The following is a 21,975-nucleotide window of genomic DNA, read 5'->3' on the forward strand; positions in this document are numbered from 1 at the left end:
TGCGACAGGTGCTCTCGTGTTTTTCGGGTGGCTGGCAGGCAATTTTCAACTCAGGTAGGATCGGGCCACTCGTAAAAAATATAAAACAGAGGTTCCAGGATGGCGAACACCCCCTACCCCCAGTCCTATTACGCCGCATCCGCGAATGCGGTGCCGCCACGCCCGGCGTTGCAAGGCGAGGTTGAAACCGATGTGTGCGTCATCGGCGCTGGCTATACCGGCCTCTCCAGCGCGCTGTTCCTGCTGGAAAGCGGTTTTCGCGTGACGGTGCTGGAAGCCGCCAAGGTGGGTTTCGGCGCGTCAGGCCGCAACGGTGGACAGATCGTCAACAGCTACAGCCGTGATATCGACGTCATCGAGCGCAGCGTCGGACCGCAACAGGCGCAGTTGCTGGGGCAGATGGCGTTCGAAGGCGGCAGGATCATCCGCGAGCGTGTGGCCAAATATCAGATCCAGTGCGACCTGAAGGACGGTGGCGTATTCGCAGCGCTCAACAGCAAGCACATGGGCCATCTGGAATCGCAGAAGCGCCTCTGGGAACGCTTTGGTCACACACAACTGGAACTGCTCGACGAACGCCGCATTCGCGAGGTGGTGGCCTGTGACAACTATGTCGGCGGACTGCTCGACATGAGCGGCGGGCATATCCATCCGCTCAACCTGGCACTGGGTGAAGCGGCGGCAGTGGAGTCCCTGGGTGGCACGATCTACGAGCAATCGGCGGCGGTGCGCATCGAGCGCGGCGCCAACCCGGTGGTGCACACCGCCGAGGGCAAGGTCAGGGCCAAGTTCATCATCGTCGCGGGCAATGCCTACCTGGGCAACCTGGTGCCGGAGCTGGCGGCCAAGTCGATGCCTTGCGGCACGCAAGTCATCACTACTGCGCCGTTGGGCGATGAACTGGCCAAGACCCTGCTCCCGCAGGATTATTGCGTGGAAGACTGCAACTACCTGCTCGACTACTACCGCCTCACGGGCGACAAGCGCCTGATCTTCGGTGGCGGTGTGGTGTATGGCGCGCGCGATCCGGCAAATATCGAAGCGATCATCCGACCGAAGATGCTCAAGGCGTTCCCGCAACTCAAGGACGTGAAGATCGACTACGCGTGGACCGGTAATTTCCTGCTGACCCTGTCGCGCTTGCCGCAGGTCGGCCGCCTGGGCGACAACATCTATTACTCACAGGGGTGCAGCGGCCATGGCGTGACGTACACACACCTGGCAGGCAAGGTATTGTCGGAGGCTCTCAAAGGCCAGGCAGAGCGTTTTGATGCGTTTGCCGACCTGCCGCACTACCCGTTCCCGGGCGGGCAACTGTTGCGCACGCCGTTTGCGGCGCTGGGGGCCTGGTACTACGGACTGCGCGATAAACTGGGCTTCTGACCCCAACATACCCTGGGACGGGGTTGCGTGGTTTGCCCGCGATGCAGAAACCTTGGTGTGTTAGTCACACTGCGGTGATGCCATCGCAGGCAAGCCAGCTCCCACAGAGGTTGCCAGTGGCTAAAGAAACTCGATTAGCAGGGCCATCGCATCGAGCACGTTCTCACCAACGATAGAGAACCAATGTGGGAGCTGGCTTGTCGGGTCGCCGCATCGCTGCGAAGACGGCGGCACAGCCGACACAGATACCGCCTGACCCACTGCCTTCGCAGCCAAATCCCGGAAACAAAAAACCCCGGTCTTTCGACCAGGGTCTTTGCTATCGGATCAAAGCTGCCTGTGGCTTGCTTTGTGCTTCAAGGCGTTCAGTGGTCCTTGAAGCAGATATGGCGCAGCGGACGGGACTCGAACCCGCGACCCCCGGCGTGACAGGCCGGTATTCTAACCGACTGAACTACCGCTGCGTATCGCTTGACTGACTGAGCAGATAACCCTCAATCATCTTTTAAACATCTGATTGACCAGCCTTGGCTGTTCAATCTCAGATCCGACGCATCGAACCTGGAAAATATGGCGCAGCGGACGGGACTCGAACCCGCGACCCCCGGCGTGACAGGCCGGTATTCTAACCGACTGAACTACCGCTGCGCGTCGGTGCAACCTATTAGCGTTGCGTCTTGCCCTAGGGCAAAACTCTCACGAAGTGGTGGGTGATGACGGGATCGAACCGCCGACCCTCTGCTTGTAAGGCAGATGCTCTCCCGGCTGAGCTAATCACCCTTTGCTTCGTTGAGGCCGCGAAATTTACGCAGGTACCGAACCTAAGTCAATAGCCTGCTTGAAGTTTTTCTGAAAAAGACAAAATAACTTCAACACGGCCACCTGCCCTACTCGCTGTAAATCATCTTCTTGCTCATGCCGCCGTCCACGACAAACTCCTGCCCGGTGACAAACCCGGCCTGACGCGACAGCAACCACGCGACCATCGCCGCCACATCCTCCACCGTCCCGACCCTGCCCGCCGGGTGCTGGGCATGATCGGCGTCGCTCAGCGGCTCGGCACGGCGTGCCGCGGGGTCACGGGCATCGATCCAGCCAGGGCTCACGGCATTGACCCGCACCTCCGGCCCCAGGCTGATGGCCAGTGCATGGGTCAAGGCCAGCAAACCGCCCTTGCTCGCCGCATAGGCTTCGGTGTCCGCCTCCGATTGACGGGCCCGGGTCGACGCCAGGTTGACGATCGCTCCGCCATGGGCGCGCAGGTAGGGCGCACAGTGCTTGGCCAGCAGCATCGGCCCGCTGAGGTTCACCGCAAGCACTCGGTTCCAGTACGCCAGGTCGAGGCTTTCCAGCGTGATGTTGTGCGGGTCGGCCACTGCCGCGTTGCACACCAACGCATCCAACCGTCCAAACTGCCCCAGCACTTCAGCCACACCCTGGGCCACTTGCTTCTCGTCAGCGACGTCCATGGTGATGAACCACGCGTTGTCGCCCAATACCTTGGACACCCGGGTGCCGCGCTCGCGGTCCAGATCGGTCAACACCACCTGCCAGCCTTCGCTGATCAGCCACGCCGCAATCCCGAGGCCAATGCCCCGCGCCGCGCCTGTGACCAGCGCAACGCGCCCGTTACTGGCTGTCGCGGCTTCCATGGACCACTCGATCACAAGGCCGCCAGCCCGCGCGCCAGGTCTGCCTGCAAGTCGATCACGTCTTCCAGGCCCACCGCGATGCGAATCAGGCTGTCACGGATGCCCGCCGCCTCACGCTCCTGCGGCGCCAGACGCCCATGGGAGGTGGTGCTCGGGTGAGTAATGGTGGTCTTGCTGTCGCCCAGGTTGGCAGTGATGGAGATGAGGCGCGTGGCATCGATAAAGCGCCAGGCGCCCTCTTTGCCACCCTTCACTTCAAAGCTCACCACGGCGCCGAAACCGCGTTGCTGGCGCTGGGCCAACTCGTGTTGCGGATGGCTCTTGAGGCCGGCGTAGTGGACCTTTTCGATGCCGTCCTGCTGTTCCAGCCACTCGGCCAGTGCCTGGGCGTTGGCGCAATGCGCGCGCATGCGCAGGTTAAGGGTTTCCAGGCCCTTGAGGAAAATCCAGGCGTTGAACGGGCTCAGGGTCGGGCCCGCGGTGCGCAAGAAGCCCACCACTTCCTTCATCTGATCGCTGCGACCGGCAACCACACCGCCCATGCAACGGCCCTGGCCATCAATGAACTTGGTGGCCGAATGCACCACGATGTCCGCACCCAGTTTCAGCGGTTGCTGCAATGCAGGCGTGCAGAAGCAGTTGTCCACCACCAGCATCGCGCCCTTGGCGTGGGCCACTTCGGACAATGCGGCGATGTCCACCAGCTCGGCCAGCGGGTTCGACGGCGACTCGACGAACAGCAACCTGGTATTGGCCTTGATCGCCGCATCCCAACCGGAAAGATCCGCCAGGGGCACGTAGTCCACTTCGATGCCGAAGCGCTTGAAATACTTCTCGAACAGACTGATGGTCGAGCCGAACACGCTGCGCGAGACCAGCACATGATCACCGGCGCTGCACAGGCTCATCACCACCGCGAGGATTGCCGCCATGCCAGTGGCCGTGGCCACGGCCTGCTCGGCGCCTTCCAAAGCCGCAATGCGCTCTTCGAACGCACGCACAGTTGGGTTGGTATAACGCGAATAAACGTTGCCCGGCACCTCACCGGCAAAGCGCGCGGCGGCGTCGGCAGCGGTGCGGAACACATAGCTGGAGGTGAAGAACATCGGATCGCCGTGCTCACCTTCCGGTGTACGGTGCTGACCAGCACGCACAGCCAGGGTATCGAAAGCTACGCCATCGAGGTCGCTGTCCAACCGACCGGCATCCCATTCCTGACTCATGCTGCCACTCCTTACTCAATGCTTTATTTAGATACAAAACCGGCCCCTCAGGGCCGGTTGTCACTCAGTTGTTGTACAGATCGATGATCGCGCTGACCGCCTGGGTCTTGATCTTCGAGGAGTCGTTACGCGCCTGCTCGATCTTGTTCAGGTAGGCCTCATCGACATCACCGGTCACGTACTTGCCGTCGAATACGGCGCAATCGAACTGGTCGATCTTGATCTTGCCGCCGCCGACCGCTTCGATCAGGTCCGGCAGGTCCTGGTAGATCAGCCAGTCAGCACCGATCAGGTCGGCAACGTCCTGGGTCGAGCGGTTGTGAGCGATCAGCTCGTGGGCGCTTGGCATGTCGATGCCGTAGACGTTCGGGTAACGCACGGCAGGTGCCGCCGAACAGAAGTACACATTCTTCGCACCGGCTTCGCGCGCCATCTGGATGATCTGCTTGCAGGTGGTACCGCGCACGATGGAGTCGTCCACCAGCATCACGTTCTTGCCGCGAAATTCCAGCTCGATGGCGTTGAGCTTCTGGCGTACCGACTTCTTGCGCGCCGCCTGGCCCGGCATGATGAAGGTGCGGCCGATGTAGCGGTTCTTCACGAAACCTTCGCGGAACTTGACGCCCAGATGGTTGGCCAGCTCCAGCGCTGCGGTACGGCTGGTGTCCGGGATCGGGATCACCACGTCGATGCCATGTTCCGGACGCTCGCGCAGGATCTTCTCGGCCAGCTTCTCGCCCATGCGCAGACGCGCCTTGTACACCGAAACGCCGTCGATGATCGAGTCCGGACGCGCCAGGTAGACGTGTTCGAAGATGCACGGAGTGAGTTTCGGCGCCACGGCGCACTGACGGGTGTGCAGCTTGCCGTCTTCGGTGATGTACACCGCTTCGCCCGGCGCGAGGTCGCGGATCAGGGTGAAGCCCAGCACGTCCAGGGACACGCTTTCGGACGCAATCATGTACTCGACGCCTTCGTCGGTGTGACGCTGGCCGAACACGATCGGGCGAATGCCATGGGGGTCACGGAAGCCGACGATGCCATAACCGGTGATCATCGCCACCACGGCATAACCGCCGACACAGCGGTTGTGTACGTCGGTGACGGCGGCGAACACGTCTTCTTCGGTCGGTTGCAGCTTGCCGCGCTGGGCCAGCTCGTGAGCGAACACGTTGAGCAGCACTTCCGAGTCGGAGCTGGTGTTGACGTGGCGCAGGTCAGATTCGTAGATCTCCTTGGCCAGTTGCTCAACGTTGGTCAGGTTACCGTTGTGCGCCAGGGTGATGCCGTAAGGCGAGTTGACGTAAAACGGCTGGGCCTCAGCCGAAGTCGAGCTGCCGGCTGTCGGGTAACGCACGTGGCCAATGCCCATGTGCCCGACCAGACGCTGCATGTGACGCTGATGGAACACGTCACGCACCAGGCCATTGTCCTTGCGCAGGAATAACCGGCCGTCGTGGCTGGTCACAATACCGGCAGCATCCTGGCCGCGGTGCTGGAGCACGGTTAGCGCGTCATACAGCGCCTGATTGACGTTCGACTTACCGACGATACCGACGATGCCACACATGCGACGCAACCCCTACTTAATGAAACTTGACTGAACACGACTTACTGAGGCGTTTTGGCCGGCAAGAGGTGTTCCTTGAACGGAATGTCAGCGGGTACGCTGATTCCACTGGCCAGCCACTGACTGCTCCACCCCAATATGAGGTTCTTGGACCAATCTGCAACCAATAGAAATTTTGGCACGAGTACCGACTCCTGCCACCACGAATCCTGCTGTACCGGCCCAAGGCTCAACAGCCCGACCGCCACGACCACCAGCAACGCGCCACGCGCGGCGCCAAAGGCCATGCCGAGGAATCGATCGGTCCCGGACAGACCGGTGACGCGTATCAACTCGCCAATAAGATAATTGACCATTGCTCCCACCAGCAGCGTGGCGATGAACATGATGGCGCAGCCCGCGATGACGCGAGCCGAAGGTGTCTCGATGTATCCGGCCAGGTAAACCGACAATGAACCCCCGAACATCCAGGCTACGACGCCTGCAATGACCCAGGTCACCAACGACAGTGCTTCTTTTACAAAGCCGCGGCTCAGACTGATCAAAGCGGAGATGGCGACGATCGCTACGATCGCCCAATCAACCCAGGTAAATGGCACGTTTGAGCCTACGGACGGATAAGGCGGCGCATTTTAGCAGAGCGTCGAGCTGTCGGTAAGCGGTGATTGCGGCTGCTTTGCAAATCAATAGGTTGTGGCGAGCACACCCAATCTCAACCCCACACAAAAACCAATGTGGGAGCTGGCTTGCCTGCGATGGGGGCGGCACATTCAACATCACTGTTGACTGACCCACCGTCATCGCAGGCAAGCCAGCTCCCACCTTTGGCTTGCATTCCAACCCGAGATTGGCGGTATTAACCGCGCTCAGGCTGGAACCGGGTAACGAACCCCTTCAGGTTCTGCTGGCGATCCAGCAGGTCCCGCAGGCGATCCGCCTCGGCGCGCTCGATCAGCGGCCCGATAAACACCCGGTTCTTGCCATCCGCCGTGCGGATATAGGCGTTATAGCCCTGGGCACGCAATTTCTTCTGCAAGGCATCGGCGCTTTCGCGGTTGCCGAGGCTCGCGACCTGGATCGACCAACTGATCGGCAAGCCGTTCGGGTCGATACGGCTCTGGCCCACGTCCGGCTTGCCCGGCGCGGCTGGCTGTGGCACAACCGGCTTCGGCACAGGCGCAGGCGCTGCCGGCTTGGCCGCAGCGACCGGCGCAGTCGGAGCAGGCGCCGGCTTGACCACCGGCACGCTGGGCTGCACAGGCACCGAAGGGGCCTGCTGGGCCGCCACTTCATCGTCGCTCGGCACAGGCTCTTCCTCAGGCAACGCCTGCGGCTCGGGCACCACCACCGGCTGGACCTGCACTTGCGGCATCACAGGCGCCTGGGGTGCAGCCGGCGCTTCGACCACGACCTGGCGCTCTTCGTCCTGGCGGGAAAACAGCATGGGCAGGAAAATCACCGCCAGCGCCACCAGCACCAGGGCGCCGACCATGCGCTGCTTGTATGCGCTATCCAGTAATGCCATGTGCAGCTTCCTCCGTGGAGCGCCGGGCCAACCACTCGAGCGCCTCGGCAACACAATAAAATGACCCGAACAACAGAATCTCGTCATCAGCGGTCGCTAGCGTACATTGCGCCTCAAGGGCCGCAGTGACACTGGCATACGACGCCACCGGCGCGCCAAGGTTCTGCAACGCCACCATCAGCTCGGCAGCCGGCCGGCTGCGTGGCGAATCCAGCGGCGCCACGGCCCAGGCCTGAACGCTGCCCAGCAACGGCGCGACCACACCTTCAAGATCCTTGTCGGCCAACAAACCGAAGACCGCCAGACGACGACCGACCGGCGGCGTACGCGACAAGCGCTGTGCCAGGTACTCGGCAGCGTGGGGGTTATGGCCTACATCCAGCAACAGGTTCAGTCGCTTGCCTTGCCAGTCGAACGTGCGACGATCCAGACGCCCTACGACGCGGGTCGCCAACAACGTCGCGGCAATCTGCTCGGCGTTCCATGGCAGGTCCAGCAGCAAATAGGCCTGCAAGGCCAGCGCGGCGTTTTCCATCGGCAGGTTCAACAGCGGCAGATCGCGCAGCGTCACGGCCTGGCCACGGGCGTCTCGCCCATGCCATTGCCAGTGCTGCGCACCGATCTCGAGACCGAATTCGCGGCCACGCAGGAAAAACGGGCAGTCCAGCTCGCGCACCTTGTCCAGCAGGGTGTGCGGCGGCTCCAGATCACCACAGAGTGCCGGCTTGCCCTGACGGAAGATCCCGGCCTTTTCATAGGCCACGGACTCCCGGGTATTACCCAGGTAGTCGGCATGGTCGATGCCGATACTGGTGACCAGCGCCAGGTCGGCGTCCACCACGTTGACCGTGTCCAGGCGCCCACCCAGGCCGACTTCCAGCACCACCGCATCCAGCTGTGCACGCTCGAACAGCCAGAACGCCGCCAGGGTGCCCATCTCGAAGTAGGTCAGGGAAATATCGCCACGCCCGGCATCCAGCGCAGCAAAAGCTTCGCAGAGCTGCTCATCGGTGGCTTCGACACCATTGAGCTGCACCCGCTCGTTGTAACGCAGCAGGTGCGGGGAATTGTAGACGCCGACTTTCAGCCCTTGGGCCTGCAGCAGCGCCGCGACAAAGGCACAGGTCGAGCCTTTGCCGTTGGTACCGGTCACCGTGATCACGCGCGGTGCCGGGCGGCCCAACCCGAGGCGGGCCGCTACCTGTTGCGAGCGCTCCAGGCCCATGTCGATGGCGGACGGATGCAACTGCTCAAGGTAGGCGAGCCATTCGCCCAGGGTACGCTGGGTCATAGGTTTGCAGGCACCGGCGGCACAACGATCGGCTCGACTTTGGGCGCGACATACACAGGTGTCGGCAGGCCCATCATTTGCGCCAGCAGGTTGCCCAGACGCGGACGCAGTTCGCCGCGCGGGATGATCAGGTCGATGGCGCCGTGCTCCAGCAGGAACTCGCTGCGCTGGAAGCCTTCCGGCAGTTTTTCGCGCACGGTCTGCTCGATCACGCGCGGGCCGGCAAAGCCGATCAGCGCTTTTGGCTCGCCGACGATCACGTCACCCAGCATCGCCAGGCTCGCGGAAACACCGCCGTAGACCGGGTCGGTCAGTACGGAGATGAACGGGATGCCTTCTTCACGCAGCCGCGCCAGTACCGCAGAGGTCTTGGCCATTTGCATCAGGGAAATCAGGGCTTCCTGCATGCGCGCACCACCGGAGGCGGCGAAGCACACCATCGGGCAGCGGTTTTCCAAGGCGTAGTTGGCGGCGCGCACGAAGCGCTCACCGACGATGGCGCCCATGGAACCGCCCATGAAAGAGAACTCGAACGCCGAAACAACGACAGGCATGCCCAGCAGCTTGCCGCTGACGGAGACCAGCGCGTCTTTCTCGCCGGTCTGCTTCTGGGCTGCGGTCAGGCGGTCCTTGTACTTCTTGCCGTCGCGGAACTTGAGGCGGTCGACCGGTTCCAGGTCAGCGCCCAGCTCGGCACGACCTTCGGCGTCCAGGAAAATATCGATGCGGGCGCGGGCGCCGATACGCATGTGGTGGTTGCACTTGGGGCAAACGTCCAGGGTCTTTTCCAGCTCCGGACGGTACAGCACCGCGTCGCAGGAGGGGCACTTGTGCCACAGACCTTCAGGAACCGAGCTTTTCTTCACCTCGGAACGCATGATCGAAGGGATCAGTTTGTCTACTAACCAGTTGCTCATGCTTTCTTTCTCCAGTACCGGTGGCTTGAACACAGCCCCGCGTATGCCCTTGAGCTCAATTCATATGTGGCGATGACACATGCTGGACGGGGTCAGACGTTCGACCGGCCATTTCCCGCATGAGTCCTCAGCCTTCCAGACAACCTGCCAGCGCAGGGTTGCCACTTCATGTCCGGACCGCCCGCAGGCGGCACCGGTCTGTTTTACACAGTGGTAGTTATGGACGGCGGCAGACTGCGCGCCGTCACATCCTGTCACTGCTGTTGCGCACGGCCTGCATGAACGCGCGAATCCTGTGGTGATCCTTGATGCCCTTGCCCTGCTCCACGCCACCGCTGACGTCCACGGCGTAAGGTCGCACCTGTTCGATCGCCGCCCCGACATTCTCGGGGTTGAGCCCGCCAGCCAGGATGATCGGCTTGCTCAGGCTGGCCGGTATCAGCGACCAGTCGAACGCTTCGCCGGTGCCGCCGGGCACGCCTTCGACGTAAGTGTCCAGTAGAATCCCGCGCGCCCCGCTGTAGGCAGCGCATGCGGCAGCGATATCATCCCCGGCCTTGACCCGCAGCGCCTTGATATAAGGCCGTTGATAGCTTTCGCATTCGCCTGGGGTTTCATCGCCATGGAACTGCAGCATGTCCAGCGGTACGGCATCCAGGGTTTCGTTGAGTTCGCAGCGGCTGGCGTTGACGAACAAGCCCACGGTGGTCACGAACGGCGGCAGCGCGGCGATGATCGCCCGTGCCTGCAACACGTTCACCGCCCGCGGGCTCCTGGCATAAAACACGAAACCGATGGCGTCCGCCCCCGCTTCCACAGCCGCCAGCGCGTCTTCCGTGCGGGTAATCCCGCAAATCTTGCTGCGAACGGCTGACATGTCGTGAAAACCTCAGGGTTGAACCGAGAAAGTCCCGGATGGTAACAAAAGCTTTTCCGGGCGTCAGCCGCCAAGTTCGCTGAAACCGGTGAGGAAGTGCGGACCGAGGAAGCGATCCGGCAATTCGAATTCGTCGCGGTATTCCACCCCCACCAGGTACAGGCCAAAAGGATGCGCGGTCACGCCACCCGTGCGGCGGATGCGACTTTCCAGCACCTCTTTGGCCCACTCCACCGGGCGCTCGCCGGCGCCGATGGTCATCAGCACTCCGGCAATGTTGCGCACCATATGATGCAGGAACGCGCCGGCACGGATATCCAGCACGATCATCTTGCCGTGGCGCGTCACCCGCAGGTGATGGACTTCCTTGATCGGTGACTTGGCCTGGCACTGGCCCGCCCGGAACGCGCTGAAATCATGGGTGCCCACCAGGTGCTGCGCCGCCTCGGCCATACGCTCGACGTCCAGCGGACGGTGGTTCCAGGTGATTTCTTCGTTGAGGTGTGCCGGGCGGATCTGATCGTTGTAGATCACATAACGATAGCGCCGGGCGATGGCCTTGAAGCGCGCATGAAAGTGCGCCGGCATGACCTTGGCCCAACTGACGCTGATGTCGTGGGGCAAATTGATATTGGCGCCCATTACCCACGCTTTCAGGGAGCGCTCGGCCTGGGTGTCGAAGTGCACCACCTGCCCGCAAGCATGTACGCCGGCATCGGTACGCCCGGCACACATCAGCGAGACCGGCGAATCGGCGACTTTCGACAAGGCATTCTCGAGGGTTTCCTGCACCGTCGGCACGCCCGACGCCTGGCGCTGCCAGCCGCGATAGCGCGAGCCTTTGTATTCCACGCCCAGGGCGATCCTGTAAAAGCCTGCGGCCGCTATTTCGGCGGCCGCGTTATCTATATTTGCCAAGAGCTGAGAGCCTGATGAGTTGCGCAAAGGCAGCCATTATAAAGGCCGAAGTAGCGTGATGGGCGCTTTTGTTAACGCCGGGTTCCAAGGCAGATGTGGGAGCGGACTTGCCCGCGAATACGGTGATTCAGTCAACATTGACGGTGACTGACACTCCGCATTCGCGGGCAAGCCCGCTCCCACATTGGGAATACCGCCCTGGGCACCCCGCCTGCGCCTTTGAAGCCATCAAAGACAGTTGTTCCCACATTGGATTGCTGTCGCCCGTCAGATACGGCCGAGCATTTCCTTGGCTTCGCCGCGCTGAGTCTCGTCACCTTCGGTCAGCACCTCGGTGAGGATATCCCGCGCTCCGTCCGCATCGCCCATGTCGATGTAGGCCTGGGCCAGGTCGAGCTTGGTGGCAACTTCGTCGGTACCGGAGAGGAAGTCGAATTCCGGTTCATCATCGCCCAACGCCGCATCTTCCGCAGTGAAGGAGGGCTCGATGGACGGATGCTCCAGGCTCTGGGACAAACGATCCAGCTCGGCGTTGACGTCGTCCAGCTCCGAAGTGAAGGCATCCGGCTCGGCAGACGGGGTCTGCGGCTCGTCGGCCAGGGACAGGTCAAAATCTTCCGGCAGGTCGAAATCGTCCAATGCGGCCGGAGTGAGGGTCGGCGGCTCGACCGCCGGCGAGTCCTTCATCGCATCCTCAAGACCCGAGAGGAAGTCGTCGTCCGATTGCGCCGTGCCAGGCGCGTCCAGTTGCAGGTCCAGGTCGAAATCCGACAAGTCATCGGGGCTGGCCTTGGCCTCGGTCTGCTGTTGCAGGACCGACTCGAAGCTCAAGTCGTCCGGGCTGACCACGGCCGGCGAAGCGGCTTCCAGGTCGTCAAGGCTCAAGTCGAAATCGGTGTCAAAAGCATCGGCCTCGGGCTGGGCAGCCGGCGCCTCGGGCTTGTCTTCGAGCAAATCCTTGACGTACTGGGCATCCAGCGCCGCAGCGGCGACCACGGCACTGACGCCCGCCGCCAGCACCGCCATGGCCGGGAAGCGACTCTTGAGCTGTTCGACCTGGGCATGGTTTTCACCATTGGCCACCAGTTGACGCTCCTGGCCGACAAAACCGTCCTTGTTGTCCTGCAGGCCGTAGACCTCCATCAACTTCAAGCGCAGGTCGCTGCGTTTGGGTTCGTGCTTGATCGCTTGTTCCAACACATCGGCGGCCTGGTTCAGGTGACCACGGTCGATATGGGATTGAGCCTGCGCCAGCGCGTCGCTGGAGTTCTGCGGATTGACGGCCACGGCCAGTGGCGCGAGTACGGAAGCCACGGTCGGTACCACCACCGGCTCCACCACAGGCGCAGGCGCCGGAGCGGGTGCCAGCTTGACGCTCGGCGGCGGCACTTCCAGGCCTTCGAAGCTGTCTGGCGGCAGGTCATGATCGATGTTCGAGGCAAAGACCGGCTCTTCCGCCAGCGCACGCGCCATGCGCAGGTGTTTTTCCTCTTCACGGCGGGCGTTGCGATGGCGCAACAACAGCAGCAGGAGCAGCAATGCCAGCAACCCTGCGGCGCCACCGACGACACCCAGCACCACCGGATTGGTCAGCAGTTCGTTGAACTTGCCTTCGTCGCTGGCTGCAGGCGTGGCGTCCGCTTTGGTCGGCTCAGGCGCGGGGGCTGCCGGCGCAGGCGCCGCTTGCGGCGTTGCCGGGGCGGCAGGTGCAGCGTCAGGCGCGTTGGCCAGTTGCGCCGGGATCACCGCCGTCGGCGCTGTCGACTGGGCAGCCGGGTCAGCCTTTTCAGCCTGCAAGCGGGCCAGTTGGTCGTTTTTCAGCTGGATCAGCTTCTGCAACTTGTCCAACTGGCTTTGCAGGTCGGCTGCACGGCTTTTCAGTTCGGCATTGTCACGACGCGCGGTGTCCAGCTCTTCCTGGGTCATCGCCAGCTTGTCGCTCAAGGCACGGCTGTCAGCGGCCTTGCCTTTCACACCTTTCTTGGCCGACTCGGCCGATACCAGACTCAGGTTGTCCTGGGTATTGGTACTCGAAGGCGCGTTGCCGGCCTGGGTGCGCTTGGTGGCGTCCAGTTGTTGCTTGCCCGCCGCCGGGTTGGTCGCCGTGCGGCGGCCCTGACGCCAGGCATTGTTCTGCGCGGAAACTTCGGCAATCGCCTTGGATTGCGGCAATGCGGTGCTTTGAACGGTGTCCGGCAGGCGCAGGACCTGGCCGGTTTTCAGACGGTTGATATTACCGTCGATAAAAGCGTCCGGGTTCAGCGCCTGAATGGCCAGCATGGTTTGCTGCACCGAGGCGCCATGGCGGTTCTTCTCGGCGATCTCCCACAACGTATCGCGAGAGGTGGTGGTGTGCTGGGCCGGTTTGCTCACCGCGGGTGCCGGGCTGGCCGGGGCACTCTGGCGCGGCGTTGGAGCAGGTGCGGCAGCAGTCGGCGCAGGCTGGTCGAACTTGGCCGGGTCGAGCAACACGCTGTAGTCACGCATCAACCGGCCATTGGGCCACTGCACTTGCAACAGGAAACGGATGTAGGAATCGGGCAGCGGTTTGCTGGAGGTGACACGCACCACGCTGCGGCCGTTGGGGTTGATCACCGGGGTGAAGGTCAGCTCATCGAGAAACTTCTGACGGTCGACGCCTGCGTCAACAAAGGCCTGGGACGATGCCAGGCTCGGGGTGATCTCGGAAGCGGTGAGGCCACCGACATCGAGCAATTCGATTTCCACCGACAGCGGCTGGTTCAACTTCGACTTGAGGGTCATTTCCCCCAGCTGCAGCGCTTGCGCCATACCGGAGGACAGCGCCGAGGCGGCCGCTATTGCTAACACCAGTTTGCGAACTTGAACCATAGCCTCATCCTTTGTTTGAACACTCCCCGACCTGCGAGAAGGTTGGTAACCGCTGCCATTAAGGCATGGCGAGCCGATAGGTCACCGACGCGCAACTGTTCCTGCCTGGGGCCAAGCATAGCGCCTGGTTAGAATCAATCTACAAATTGCCGCCAAGTATCTTTTACACAAGGCGTTTTATCAACAACTGCGCCAGCTGTACGGCGTTTAGTGCCGAACCTTTGCGTACGTTATCTGACGTCAGCCACAGATTTAGTTCCGCCGGGTCATCCACCCCGGCGCGAACCCGACCGACATACACCACATCCTGGCCGACCGCATCGCCAACCGCTGTAGGGAAATCCCCGTCTTCAACCAACTCGATGCCCGGCGCCGAATCCAGCACGCGGTTGACCGCCGCCAGATCGACCGCCCCGCCCAGTTGCAGCGACACTGTCAGGCTATCGCCAAAAAACACCGGGGCTTGAACGCAGGCAGCGGAAATCTTCAGCGACGGCATGCCCAGCACGGCACGCAGCTCGTGCACCAGGCGCTTCTCCAGTGCCGTGTGCCCCTCGGCGTCCGGCGTGCCGACCTGTGCCAGCAGGTTAAAAGCCACTTGCCGATCAAAGAACTGCGGCTCCAGCGGGCGCATGTTCAGCAGCTCGGCAGTTTGTCGGGCCAGCTCGCTGACGGCTTCGCGCCCCTGTGCCGACATCGCCAGGCTGGCCGTGACATTGACACGCTGGATATCCAGCACGCCACGCAACGGCGCCAGCACCACCGCAAGGTTCGTGACCGATGGACTCGGGCTGCCGAGCTGGAATGGCGGCTTGAGGCCATCCAGCACCTGGGCATTGGCTTCCGGCACCACCGGCTCTGCCGGCAACGCACCGGACAGGTCGATCACCGCGCAGCCCGCTGCCGTGGCGCGCGGGGCGAAACTCAGGGTCGCCGCAGGGCCCGCCGCGAAGAACGCCAGCTTGACCTGATTGAAGTCAAACTCGTCGACCTCCTTGACCCGCACGTTCTTGCCGCGAAACGGCACCGAAGCGCCTGCCGAGTTACTGCCCGCCAGCAAGTGCAGCGCGCCCACCGGGAAGTCCAGCTCTTCGAGAATTTGCACCAGGGTTTCGCCAACGGTGCCGGTCGCGCCGATCACGGCGATATCAAAGGTCTGGGTCATGGAGGCTGCCTCGGGCATTGCGGGGGGAGCGGCACTTTACCGGGTGGTGGGGTAATTGGGCCAGTTTTTGTGGTGAAGCTGATGGCCTCATCGCAGGCAAGCCAGCTCCCACATTTTGATTTGTGAATACATTCAAGTGTGGGAGCTGGCTTGCCTGCGATGGCGCCCGAAAGCACAACAAAAAACCCGCGCCTGTCACCAGAGCGCGGGTTTCCTGTATTGCCTCAAGCGATCAACGCTCCAGCAGGATCCGCAGCATGCGGCGCAGCGGTTCGGCGGCGCCCCACAGCAATTGGTCGCCGACGGTGAATGCGCCCAGGTACTGGGTGCCCATGTTCAGCTTGCGCAGACGCCCCACCGGGATGTTCAGCGTGCCGGTGACCTTGGTCGGGCTCAGCTCCTGCATGCTGATGTCACGGTTGTTCGGCACCAGCTTGACCCAAGGGTTGTGCTGGCTGATCAGCGATTCGATATCGGCGATCGGCACGTCCTTGTTCAGCTTGATGGTCAGCGCCTGGCTGTGGCAACGCATGGCACCGATGCGCACGCAGATACCGTCCACCGGGATCGGGCTCTTGAAGCGGCCCAGGATCTTGTTGGTTTCGGCCTGGGCCTTCCACTCTTCGCGGCTCTGGCCGTTCGGCAGCTCTTTGTCGATCCACGGGATCAGGCTGCCGGCCAGTGGCACGCCGAAGTTCTCGGTCGGGTACGCATCGCTGCGCATGGCTTCGGCCACACGACGGTCGATATCCAGAATCGCACTGGCCGGGTCAGCCAGTTGATCGGCCACGGCAGCGTGGGTCGCGCCCATCTGCTTGATCAGTTCACGCATGTTCTGCGCGCCGGCACCGGAGGCCGCCTGATAGGTCATGGCGCTCATCCACTCGACCAGGCCGGCTTCGAACAGACCGCCCAGGCCCATCAGCATCAGGCTGACGGTGCAGTTGCCGCCGATGTAGTTCTTGGTGCCCGCATCCAACTGCTGATCGATGACCTTGCGGTTCACCGGATCCAGGATGATCACGGCATCGTCCTGCATGCGCAGGCTGGACGCGGCATCGATCCAGTAGCCCTGCCAGCCGGCTTCGCGCAGCTTGGGGAAGACTTCGCTGGTGTAGTCGCCACCCTGGCAGGTCAGAATCACGTCGAGGGTCTTGAGCTCTTCAATGCTGTAGGCGTCCTTGAGCGGAGCAATGTCCTTGCCCACGGACGGCCCTTGGCCACCTACGTTCGAAGTGGTGAAAAACACCGGCTCAATAAGATCGAAATCCTGCTCTTCCAGCATCCGCTGCATGAGCACGGAACCGACCATACCGCGCCAACCGATCAGACCTACACGTTTCATCGCAACTACACCTTGTTAAAAAGTGGGCCGCCTGCAGCAACTTCTGCAAGGGGGCCCGAGAGATTACAGATTCCGCAGCGCCGCGACTACTGCGTCGCCCATTTCTTGCGTGCCGATTTTGGTGCAACCCTGCGACCAGATGTCGCCGGTCCGCAGGCCCTGGTCCAGGACCAGGCTCACGGCTTTCTCGATGGCATCCGCCGCGTCCGCCAGGTTGAAGCTGTAACGCAGCATCATCGAGACCGACAAAATCGTCGCCAACGGGTTGGCAATGCCCTGGCCCGCGATGTCCGGCGCCGAGCCGTGGCAAGGCTCGTACATGCCTTTGTTGTTGGTGTCCAGGGACGCCGACGGCAGCATGCCGATGGAACCGGTGAGCATCGAGGCCTGGTCGGACAGGATGTCGCCGAACAGGTTGTCGGTGACGATCACGTCGAACTGCTTGGGCGCGCGCACCAGTTGCATGGCGGCGTTGTCGACGTACATGTGGCTCAGTTCGACGTCCGGGTAGTCCTTGGCCACGTCTTCGACGATTTCACGCCACAGCTGGCTGGAAGCCAGTACGTTGGCCTTGTCCACCGAGCAGACCTTCTTGCCACGCACGCGGGCCATGTCGAAGCCGACGCGGGCGATACGGCGGATTTCGCTTTCGCTGTACGGCAGGGTGTCGTAAGCCTGGCGCTCGCCATTTTCCAGCTCACGCACGCCGCGTGGTGCGCCGAAATAGATACCGCCGGTCAGTTCACGCACGATCAGGATGTCGAGGCCCGACACCACCTCCGGCTTGAGGCTCGAGGCATCGGCCAACTGCGGGTAAAGGATGGCCGGACGCAGGTTGCCGAACAGACCCAGTTGTGCACGGATTTTCAGCAGGCCGCGCTCCGGGCGAATGTCGCGCTCGATCTTGTCCCATTTCGGGCCGCCCACGGCACCCAGCAACACCGCGTCAGCGGCGCGGGCGCGCTCCAGGGTTTCATCGGCCAGCGGCACGCCGTGCTTGTCGATGGCGGCGCCGCCGATCACGTCGTGGCTCAGCTCGAAGCCCAGGCTGTATTTGCTGTTGGCCAGCTCCAGCACCTTGACCGCTTCGGCCATGATTTCCGGACCAATACCGTCGCCTGGAAGAATCAGAATCTGCTTGCTCATGCTTTCCTCGTTTCAATCGGGCGACCTGCCCGTGGGCAGGTCGGAAAAATAATCAGCGTTCGGCCCACACCACCAGCACATCGGTGCTGAACGTGCCGTCGGCTTGAATCTCGTAATAATCGCGTACTTCCTGACCCATGGCCTGTTGCAGCTCAAGGATCGCCGCGCGCAACACCTCTGGCGTCCGCATGCGCTCGACCCACGAGATGTATTCCAGGCGCAGCCGTTGACGACTGCTGCTGCGCACGTGCAAACCGGCCTCGCTGAGCTGCTGCATCCACTCGGCAGCGGAGTAGTCGCGCACGTGGCTGGTGTCGCGCAGCACTTCGACGGTTTGCAGGTAAGTGTCCAACAGCGGGCTGCCCGGCGACAAGACGTCGATGAACGCCGCCACGCCGCCCGGTTTCAGCACTCGACGCACTTCGCGCAACGCCACGCCCAGATCGCTCCAGTGGTGGGCCGAATAGCGGCTGAACACGAAGTCGAACTCACCGTCGGCGAACGGCAGGCGCTCGGCGTAACCGCGTACGGTACTGATGTTGTCGAGACCGCGATCAGCCGCAGCGGCGGCCACCACATCGAGCATCTGCTGGGACAGGTCGTAGGCCACCACGTCTTTGACCAGCGGCGCCACGTTGAAACTCACATGCCCGGCCCCGCAGCCCAAATCCAGCAGGCGTGCAGCGCCCTGCCCGGCCAGTTCGGCCTGGAGCAGCGCGAATTCGGTGCCTTGAGCGTGTACGGCGCTGCTCAGATAGGCCGAGGCTTGCTCGCCGAATTGTTTTTGCACGACTTGGGTGTGGGCGGTGGTGGTCATGGTGGTTTCCTTGGGACTTGTGTTGTTTGTGCTGCCGCCTTCGCGAGCAAGCCCGCTCCCACATTTGATTGCATTTCAACTGAAGAAACTCGGTCGAATGTGGGAGCGGGCTTGCTCGCGAAGGGGTCAGTCCTGCCTACATCAAATCAGGCATCGCGAAACAACCAGGGCTGGCTCGCCCGGTGCCTGGCCTCAAACGCCGCAATCGCATCGCCGTCCTGCAAGGTCAGGCCGATATCGTCCAGGCCGTTGAGCAGGCAGTGCTTGCGGAACGCATCCACTTCAAAGTGATACACCTTGCCGTCCGGACGGGTCACGGTCTGCGCGGCCAGGTCGACGGTCAACTGGTAGCCCTCTTCGGCTTCCACCTGTTTGAACAACTCGTCGACTTCCGCTTCGGTCAGGATGATCGGCAGCAAGCCGTTCTTGAAGCTGTTGTTGAAGAAGATGTCGGCGTAGCTCGGCGCGATGATGCTGCGAAAGCCATATTCATCCAGCGCCCATGGCGCGTGTTCACGGCTGGAGCCGCAACCGAAGTTCTCCCGGGCCAGCAGCACGCTGGCGCCTTGATAACGCTCGGCGTTGAGTACGAAATCCTTGTTCAACGGACGCTTGGAGTTGTCCTGGTAGGCGTAGCCCACGTCCAGGTAGCGCCACTCGTCGAACAGGTTCGGGCCGAAACCGGTGCGCTTGATCGACTTCAAGAACTGCTTGGGGATGATCTGGTCAGTGTCGACGTTGGCACGGTCCAAGGGGGCGACAAGGCCGGTGTGTTGGGTAAAAGCACGCATCGGTTATTCCTCAGATCAATTCGCGAACGTCGATGAAACGACCGTTGACGGCAGCGGCGGCGGCCATGGCCGGGCTGACCAGGTGGGTACGGCCACCGGCGCCCTGACGCCCTTCGAAGTTACGGTTGGAGGTAGACGCGCAGTGCTCGCCCGACTCCAGCCGGTCCGGGTTCATCGCCAGGCACATGGAGCAGCCTGGCTCGCGCCATTCAAAACCGGCTTCGAGAAAGATCTTGTCCAGGCCTTCCGCCTCGGCTTGCTCTTTGACCAGGCCCGAACCTGGCACCACGATGGCTTGCTTGATGGTCGACGCCACTTTGCGGCCCTTGGCGATCACCGCCGCAGCGCGCAGGTCTTCGATCCGCGAGTTGGTGCAGGAGCCGATGAACACGCGGTCCAACTGAATATCGGTGATCGCCTGGTTGGCCTTGAGGCCCATGTATTTCAGGGCACGCTCGATGGAGCCACGCTTGACCAGGTCGGCTTCTTTAGCCGGGTCCGGCACGTTCTGGTCGACAGCCAGCACCATTTCCGGCGAGGTGCCCCAGCTCACTTGCGGTTTGATCTGGGCCGCGTCCAGTTCGACCACGGTGTCGAACACGGCGTCGGCGTCGGACACCAGGTCCTTCCAGGCTTCGACCGCGGCGTCCCAATCGGCACCCTGCGGTGCGAACGGACGACCCTTGACGTATTCAATGGTCTTTTCGTCCGCTGCCACCATGCCCACCCGGGCACCGGCTTCGATGGACATGTTGCAGATGGTCATGCGGCCTTCGATGGAGAGGTCACGAATGGCGCTGCCGGCGAACTCGATGGCATGGCCGTTGCCGCCGGCGGTGCCGATCTTGCCGATCACGGCCAGCACGATGTCTTTGGCGGTCACGCCGAAGGACAATTTGCCTTCGACCAAAACCTGCATGTTCTTCATCTTTTTGGCGACCAGGCACTGGGTGGCGAACACATGCTCCACCTCGGAAGTGCCGATACCGTGGGCCAACGCGCCGAACGCACCGTGGGTAGAGGTGTGGGAGTCGCCACACACGACGGTCATGCCCGGCAAAGTGGCGCCCTGCTCCGGACCGATCACGTGCACGATGCCTTGACGCACGTCATTCATCTTGAATTCGGTGATGCCATATTCGTCGCAGTAGTCGTCGAGGGTTTGCACCTGCAAGCGCGAGACCTGGTCGACAATGGCGTCGATGCCGCCCTTGCGCTCCGGGGTGGTCGGCACGTTGTGGTCCGGGGTCGCGATGATGGAGTCGACGCGCCAGGGCTTGCGCCCGGCCAGACGCAGGCCTTCGAACGCTTGGGGCGAGGTCACTTCATGGATGATGTGACGGTCGATATAGATCAGCGACGACCCATCGTCGCGCCGTTTCACTTCATGGGAATCCCAAAGCTTGTCGTAAAGCGTTTTGCCGGCCATCAGTCGGTCCTCATCATCGGTCTTTCTATGCCCTGGGCGTTCAATAACCCTTTGGCTTGTGAGGCTGATGGTATGGCGCTACATTAAATAACTCAAATTCATATTTTTTATGCTTTGGATTACCAACTGGAATACACAAATGGACCTGGCCAACCTCAATGCTTTTATCGCCATTGCCGAAACCGGCAGCTTCTCCGGCGCCGGTGAACGCCTGCACCTGACACAGCCGGCCATCAGCAAACGCATCGCCGGTTTGGAACAACAATTGAACGTGCGCCTGTTCGATCGCCTGGGCCGTGAAGTCGGCCTGACCGAGGCCGGGCGCGCCTTGTTGCCGCGCGCTTACCAGATCCTGAATGTGCTGGATGACACCCGCCGCGCCCTCACCAACCTCACCGGCGAAGTCAGCGGGCGCCTGACCCTGGCCACCAGTCACCACATCGGCCTGCACCGCCTGCCCCCGGTGCTGCGCACCTTTACCCGGGAATACCCGAACGTGGCGCTGGATATTCAGTTCCTGGATTCGGAAGTGGCCTACGAAGAAATCCTCCATGGCCGCGCCGAAGTGGCGGTGATCACCTTGGCGCCCGATCCCCACCACCTGGTCCGCGCCACCCCGGTGTGGGACGACCCGCTGGACTTCGTGGTGGCACCGGAACACAGCCTGGCCGGCAACGCTACCGTGAGCCTGGCCGATATCGCCGGCCACCCGGCGGTATTCCCCGGTGGCAACACCTTTACCCACCATATTGTCAGCCGGCTGTTCGAGGCCCAGGGCCTCGCACCGAACATCGCCATGAGCACCAACTACCTGGAAACCATCAAGATGATGGTGTCGATCGGCCTGGCCTGGAGCGTGCTGCCGCGCACCATGCTCGATGATCAGGTGGCAAGCATCGCTTTGCCGGGCATACAGCTCAGTCGCCAGCTAGGCTATATCGTGCACACCGAAAGGACGCTGTCGAACGCTGCGCGGGCTTTCATGAGCCTATTGGATGCACAGGTCGATTTGCCAGGGATACCGGCATGAAGCTGTGCGGCCTCGAGGCCTGAGCCAGTCCGCGCCGAACGCCCAT

At 62.2% G+C, this 21,975-nt stretch carries 18 protein-coding genes and 3 tRNA genes; 2 read left to right on the top strand and 19 right to left on the bottom strand.

What is annotated here, in order from left to right; genetic code table 11:
• Positions 1-99 precede the first annotated feature (99 nt).
• Positions 100-1,383, top strand: coding sequence for an NAD(P)/FAD-dependent oxidoreductase (locus ACW9IB_RS02230; protein WP_457412098.1), 1,284 nt, complete (start codon positions 100-102; stop codon positions 1,381-1,383).
• A 387-nt stretch (positions 1,384-1,770) separates the two neighbouring features.
• On the opposite strand, the gene ACW9IB_RS02235 is transcribed toward ACW9IB_RS02230, so the two are convergent.
• The 19 genes from ACW9IB_RS02235 to leuC form a co-directional block, all read right to left on the bottom strand.
• A tRNA-Asp gene (locus ACW9IB_RS02235) sits at positions 1,771-1,847 on the bottom strand.
• A gap of 107 nt (positions 1,848-1,954) precedes the next feature.
• Positions 1,955-2,031: transfer RNA gene (locus ACW9IB_RS02240), tRNA-Asp, on the bottom strand.
• A 56-nt stretch (positions 2,032-2,087) separates the two neighbouring features.
• Positions 2,088-2,163 (bottom strand) — tRNA-Val (locus ACW9IB_RS02245).
• Positions 2,164-2,270: 107 nt separating this feature from the next.
• A complete protein-coding gene (locus ACW9IB_RS02250; RefSeq protein WP_457412099.1) occupies positions 2,271-3,035 on the bottom strand; it encodes an SDR family oxidoreductase in 765 nt (254 codons plus the stop codon).
• Between the two features lie 11 nt (positions 3,036-3,046).
• Positions 3,047-4,258, bottom strand: a complete 1,212-nt coding sequence (locus ACW9IB_RS02255; protein WP_457368870.1) for an O-succinylhomoserine sulfhydrylase — start codon at positions 4,256-4,258, stop codon at positions 3,047-3,049.
• Between the two features lie 64 nt (positions 4,259-4,322).
• Positions 4,323-5,828 (bottom strand): amidophosphoribosyltransferase, encoded by a 1,506-nt coding sequence (gene purF, locus ACW9IB_RS02260; RefSeq protein WP_457412100.1) that lies wholly within the window; start codon positions 5,826-5,828, stop codon positions 4,323-4,325.
• A gap of 41 nt (positions 5,829-5,869) precedes the next feature.
• On the bottom strand, positions 5,870-6,427 hold the full coding sequence (locus tag ACW9IB_RS02265) for a CvpA family protein (protein WP_457368871.1): 558 nt from the start codon (positions 6,425-6,427) through the stop codon (positions 5,870-5,872).
• 257 nt (positions 6,428-6,684) lie between these two features.
• Positions 6,685-7,353, bottom strand: coding sequence for an SPOR domain-containing protein (locus tag ACW9IB_RS02270; protein ID WP_457412101.1), 669 nt, complete (start codon positions 7,351-7,353; stop codon positions 6,685-6,687).
• The gene (gene folC / locus ACW9IB_RS02275) at positions 7,337-8,644 is read right to left on the bottom strand and encodes a bifunctional tetrahydrofolate synthase/dihydrofolate synthase (RefSeq protein WP_457412103.1); all 1,308 of its coding nucleotides are present in this window, start codon (positions 8,642-8,644) and stop codon (positions 7,337-7,339) included. Before folC ends, ACW9IB_RS02270 begins: the two co-directional genes overlap by 17 nt.
• Positions 8,641-9,561: an acetyl-CoA carboxylase, carboxyltransferase subunit beta gene (gene accD, locus ACW9IB_RS02280; protein ID WP_457368874.1), complete on the bottom strand. Its 921-nt coding sequence runs from the start codon at positions 9,559-9,561 to the stop codon at positions 8,641-8,643. Before accD ends, folC begins: the two co-directional genes overlap by 4 nt.
• A 244-nt stretch (positions 9,562-9,805) precedes the next feature.
• Positions 9,806-10,438 carry a phosphoribosylanthranilate isomerase gene (locus ACW9IB_RS02285; protein ID WP_457368875.1) on the bottom strand — a complete coding sequence of 211 codons (633 nt, stop codon included), beginning with the start codon at positions 10,436-10,438 and terminating at the stop codon, positions 9,806-9,808.
• A gap of 63 nt (positions 10,439-10,501) precedes the next feature.
• Positions 10,502-11,356, bottom strand: coding sequence for a tRNA pseudouridine(38-40) synthase TruA (gene truA / locus ACW9IB_RS02290; RefSeq protein ID WP_457368876.1), 855 nt, complete (start codon positions 11,354-11,356; stop codon positions 10,502-10,504).
• A 267-nt stretch (positions 11,357-11,623) separates the two neighbouring features.
• Positions 11,624-14,206 (bottom strand): FimV/HubP family polar landmark protein, encoded by a 2,583-nt coding sequence (locus ACW9IB_RS02295; RefSeq protein WP_457412105.1) that lies wholly within the window; start codon positions 14,204-14,206, stop codon positions 11,624-11,626.
• A 163-nt stretch (positions 14,207-14,369) separates the two neighbouring features.
• Positions 14,370-15,371 carry an aspartate-semialdehyde dehydrogenase gene (locus ACW9IB_RS02300; RefSeq protein WP_457412106.1) on the bottom strand — a complete coding sequence of 334 codons (1,002 nt, stop codon included), beginning with the start codon at positions 15,369-15,371 and terminating at the stop codon, positions 14,370-14,372.
• A 232-nt stretch (positions 15,372-15,603) separates the two neighbouring features.
• Complete coding sequence (gene asd / locus ACW9IB_RS02305; RefSeq protein WP_457368879.1) at positions 15,604-16,716, bottom strand: aspartate-semialdehyde dehydrogenase; 1,113 nt, start codon at positions 16,714-16,716, stop codon at positions 15,604-15,606.
• A gap of 63 nt (positions 16,717-16,779) precedes the next feature.
• Complete coding sequence (gene leuB, locus ACW9IB_RS02310) at positions 16,780-17,862, bottom strand: 3-isopropylmalate dehydrogenase (RefSeq protein ID WP_457368880.1); 1,083 nt, start codon at positions 17,860-17,862, stop codon at positions 16,780-16,782.
• A gap of 52 nt (positions 17,863-17,914) precedes the next feature.
• Positions 17,915-18,679: a class I SAM-dependent methyltransferase gene (locus ACW9IB_RS02315; RefSeq protein WP_457412107.1), complete on the bottom strand. Its 765-nt coding sequence runs from the start codon at positions 18,677-18,679 to the stop codon at positions 17,915-17,917.
• Positions 18,680-18,825: 146 nt separating this feature from the next.
• A complete protein-coding gene (gene leuD / locus ACW9IB_RS02320) occupies positions 18,826-19,470 on the bottom strand; it encodes a 3-isopropylmalate dehydratase small subunit (RefSeq protein WP_457368882.1) in 645 nt (214 codons plus the stop codon).
• A 10-nt stretch (positions 19,471-19,480) separates the two neighbouring features.
• The gene (gene leuC / locus ACW9IB_RS02325) at positions 19,481-20,899 is read right to left on the bottom strand and encodes a 3-isopropylmalate dehydratase large subunit (RefSeq protein ID WP_457412109.1); all 1,419 of its coding nucleotides are present in this window, start codon (positions 20,897-20,899) and stop codon (positions 19,481-19,483) included.
• 139 nt (positions 20,900-21,038) lie between these two features.
• On the opposite strand from leuC, the gene ACW9IB_RS02330 reads away from it, so the two are divergent.
• Positions 21,039-21,929 carry a LysR family transcriptional regulator gene (locus ACW9IB_RS02330; RefSeq protein WP_457368884.1) on the top strand — a complete coding sequence of 297 codons (891 nt, stop codon included), beginning with the start codon at positions 21,039-21,041 and terminating at the stop codon, positions 21,927-21,929.
• The last annotated feature ends 46 nt before the right edge of the window (positions 21,930-21,975 follow it).

This window comes from Pseudomonas sp. SDO524_S393, from assembly GCF_054071875.1.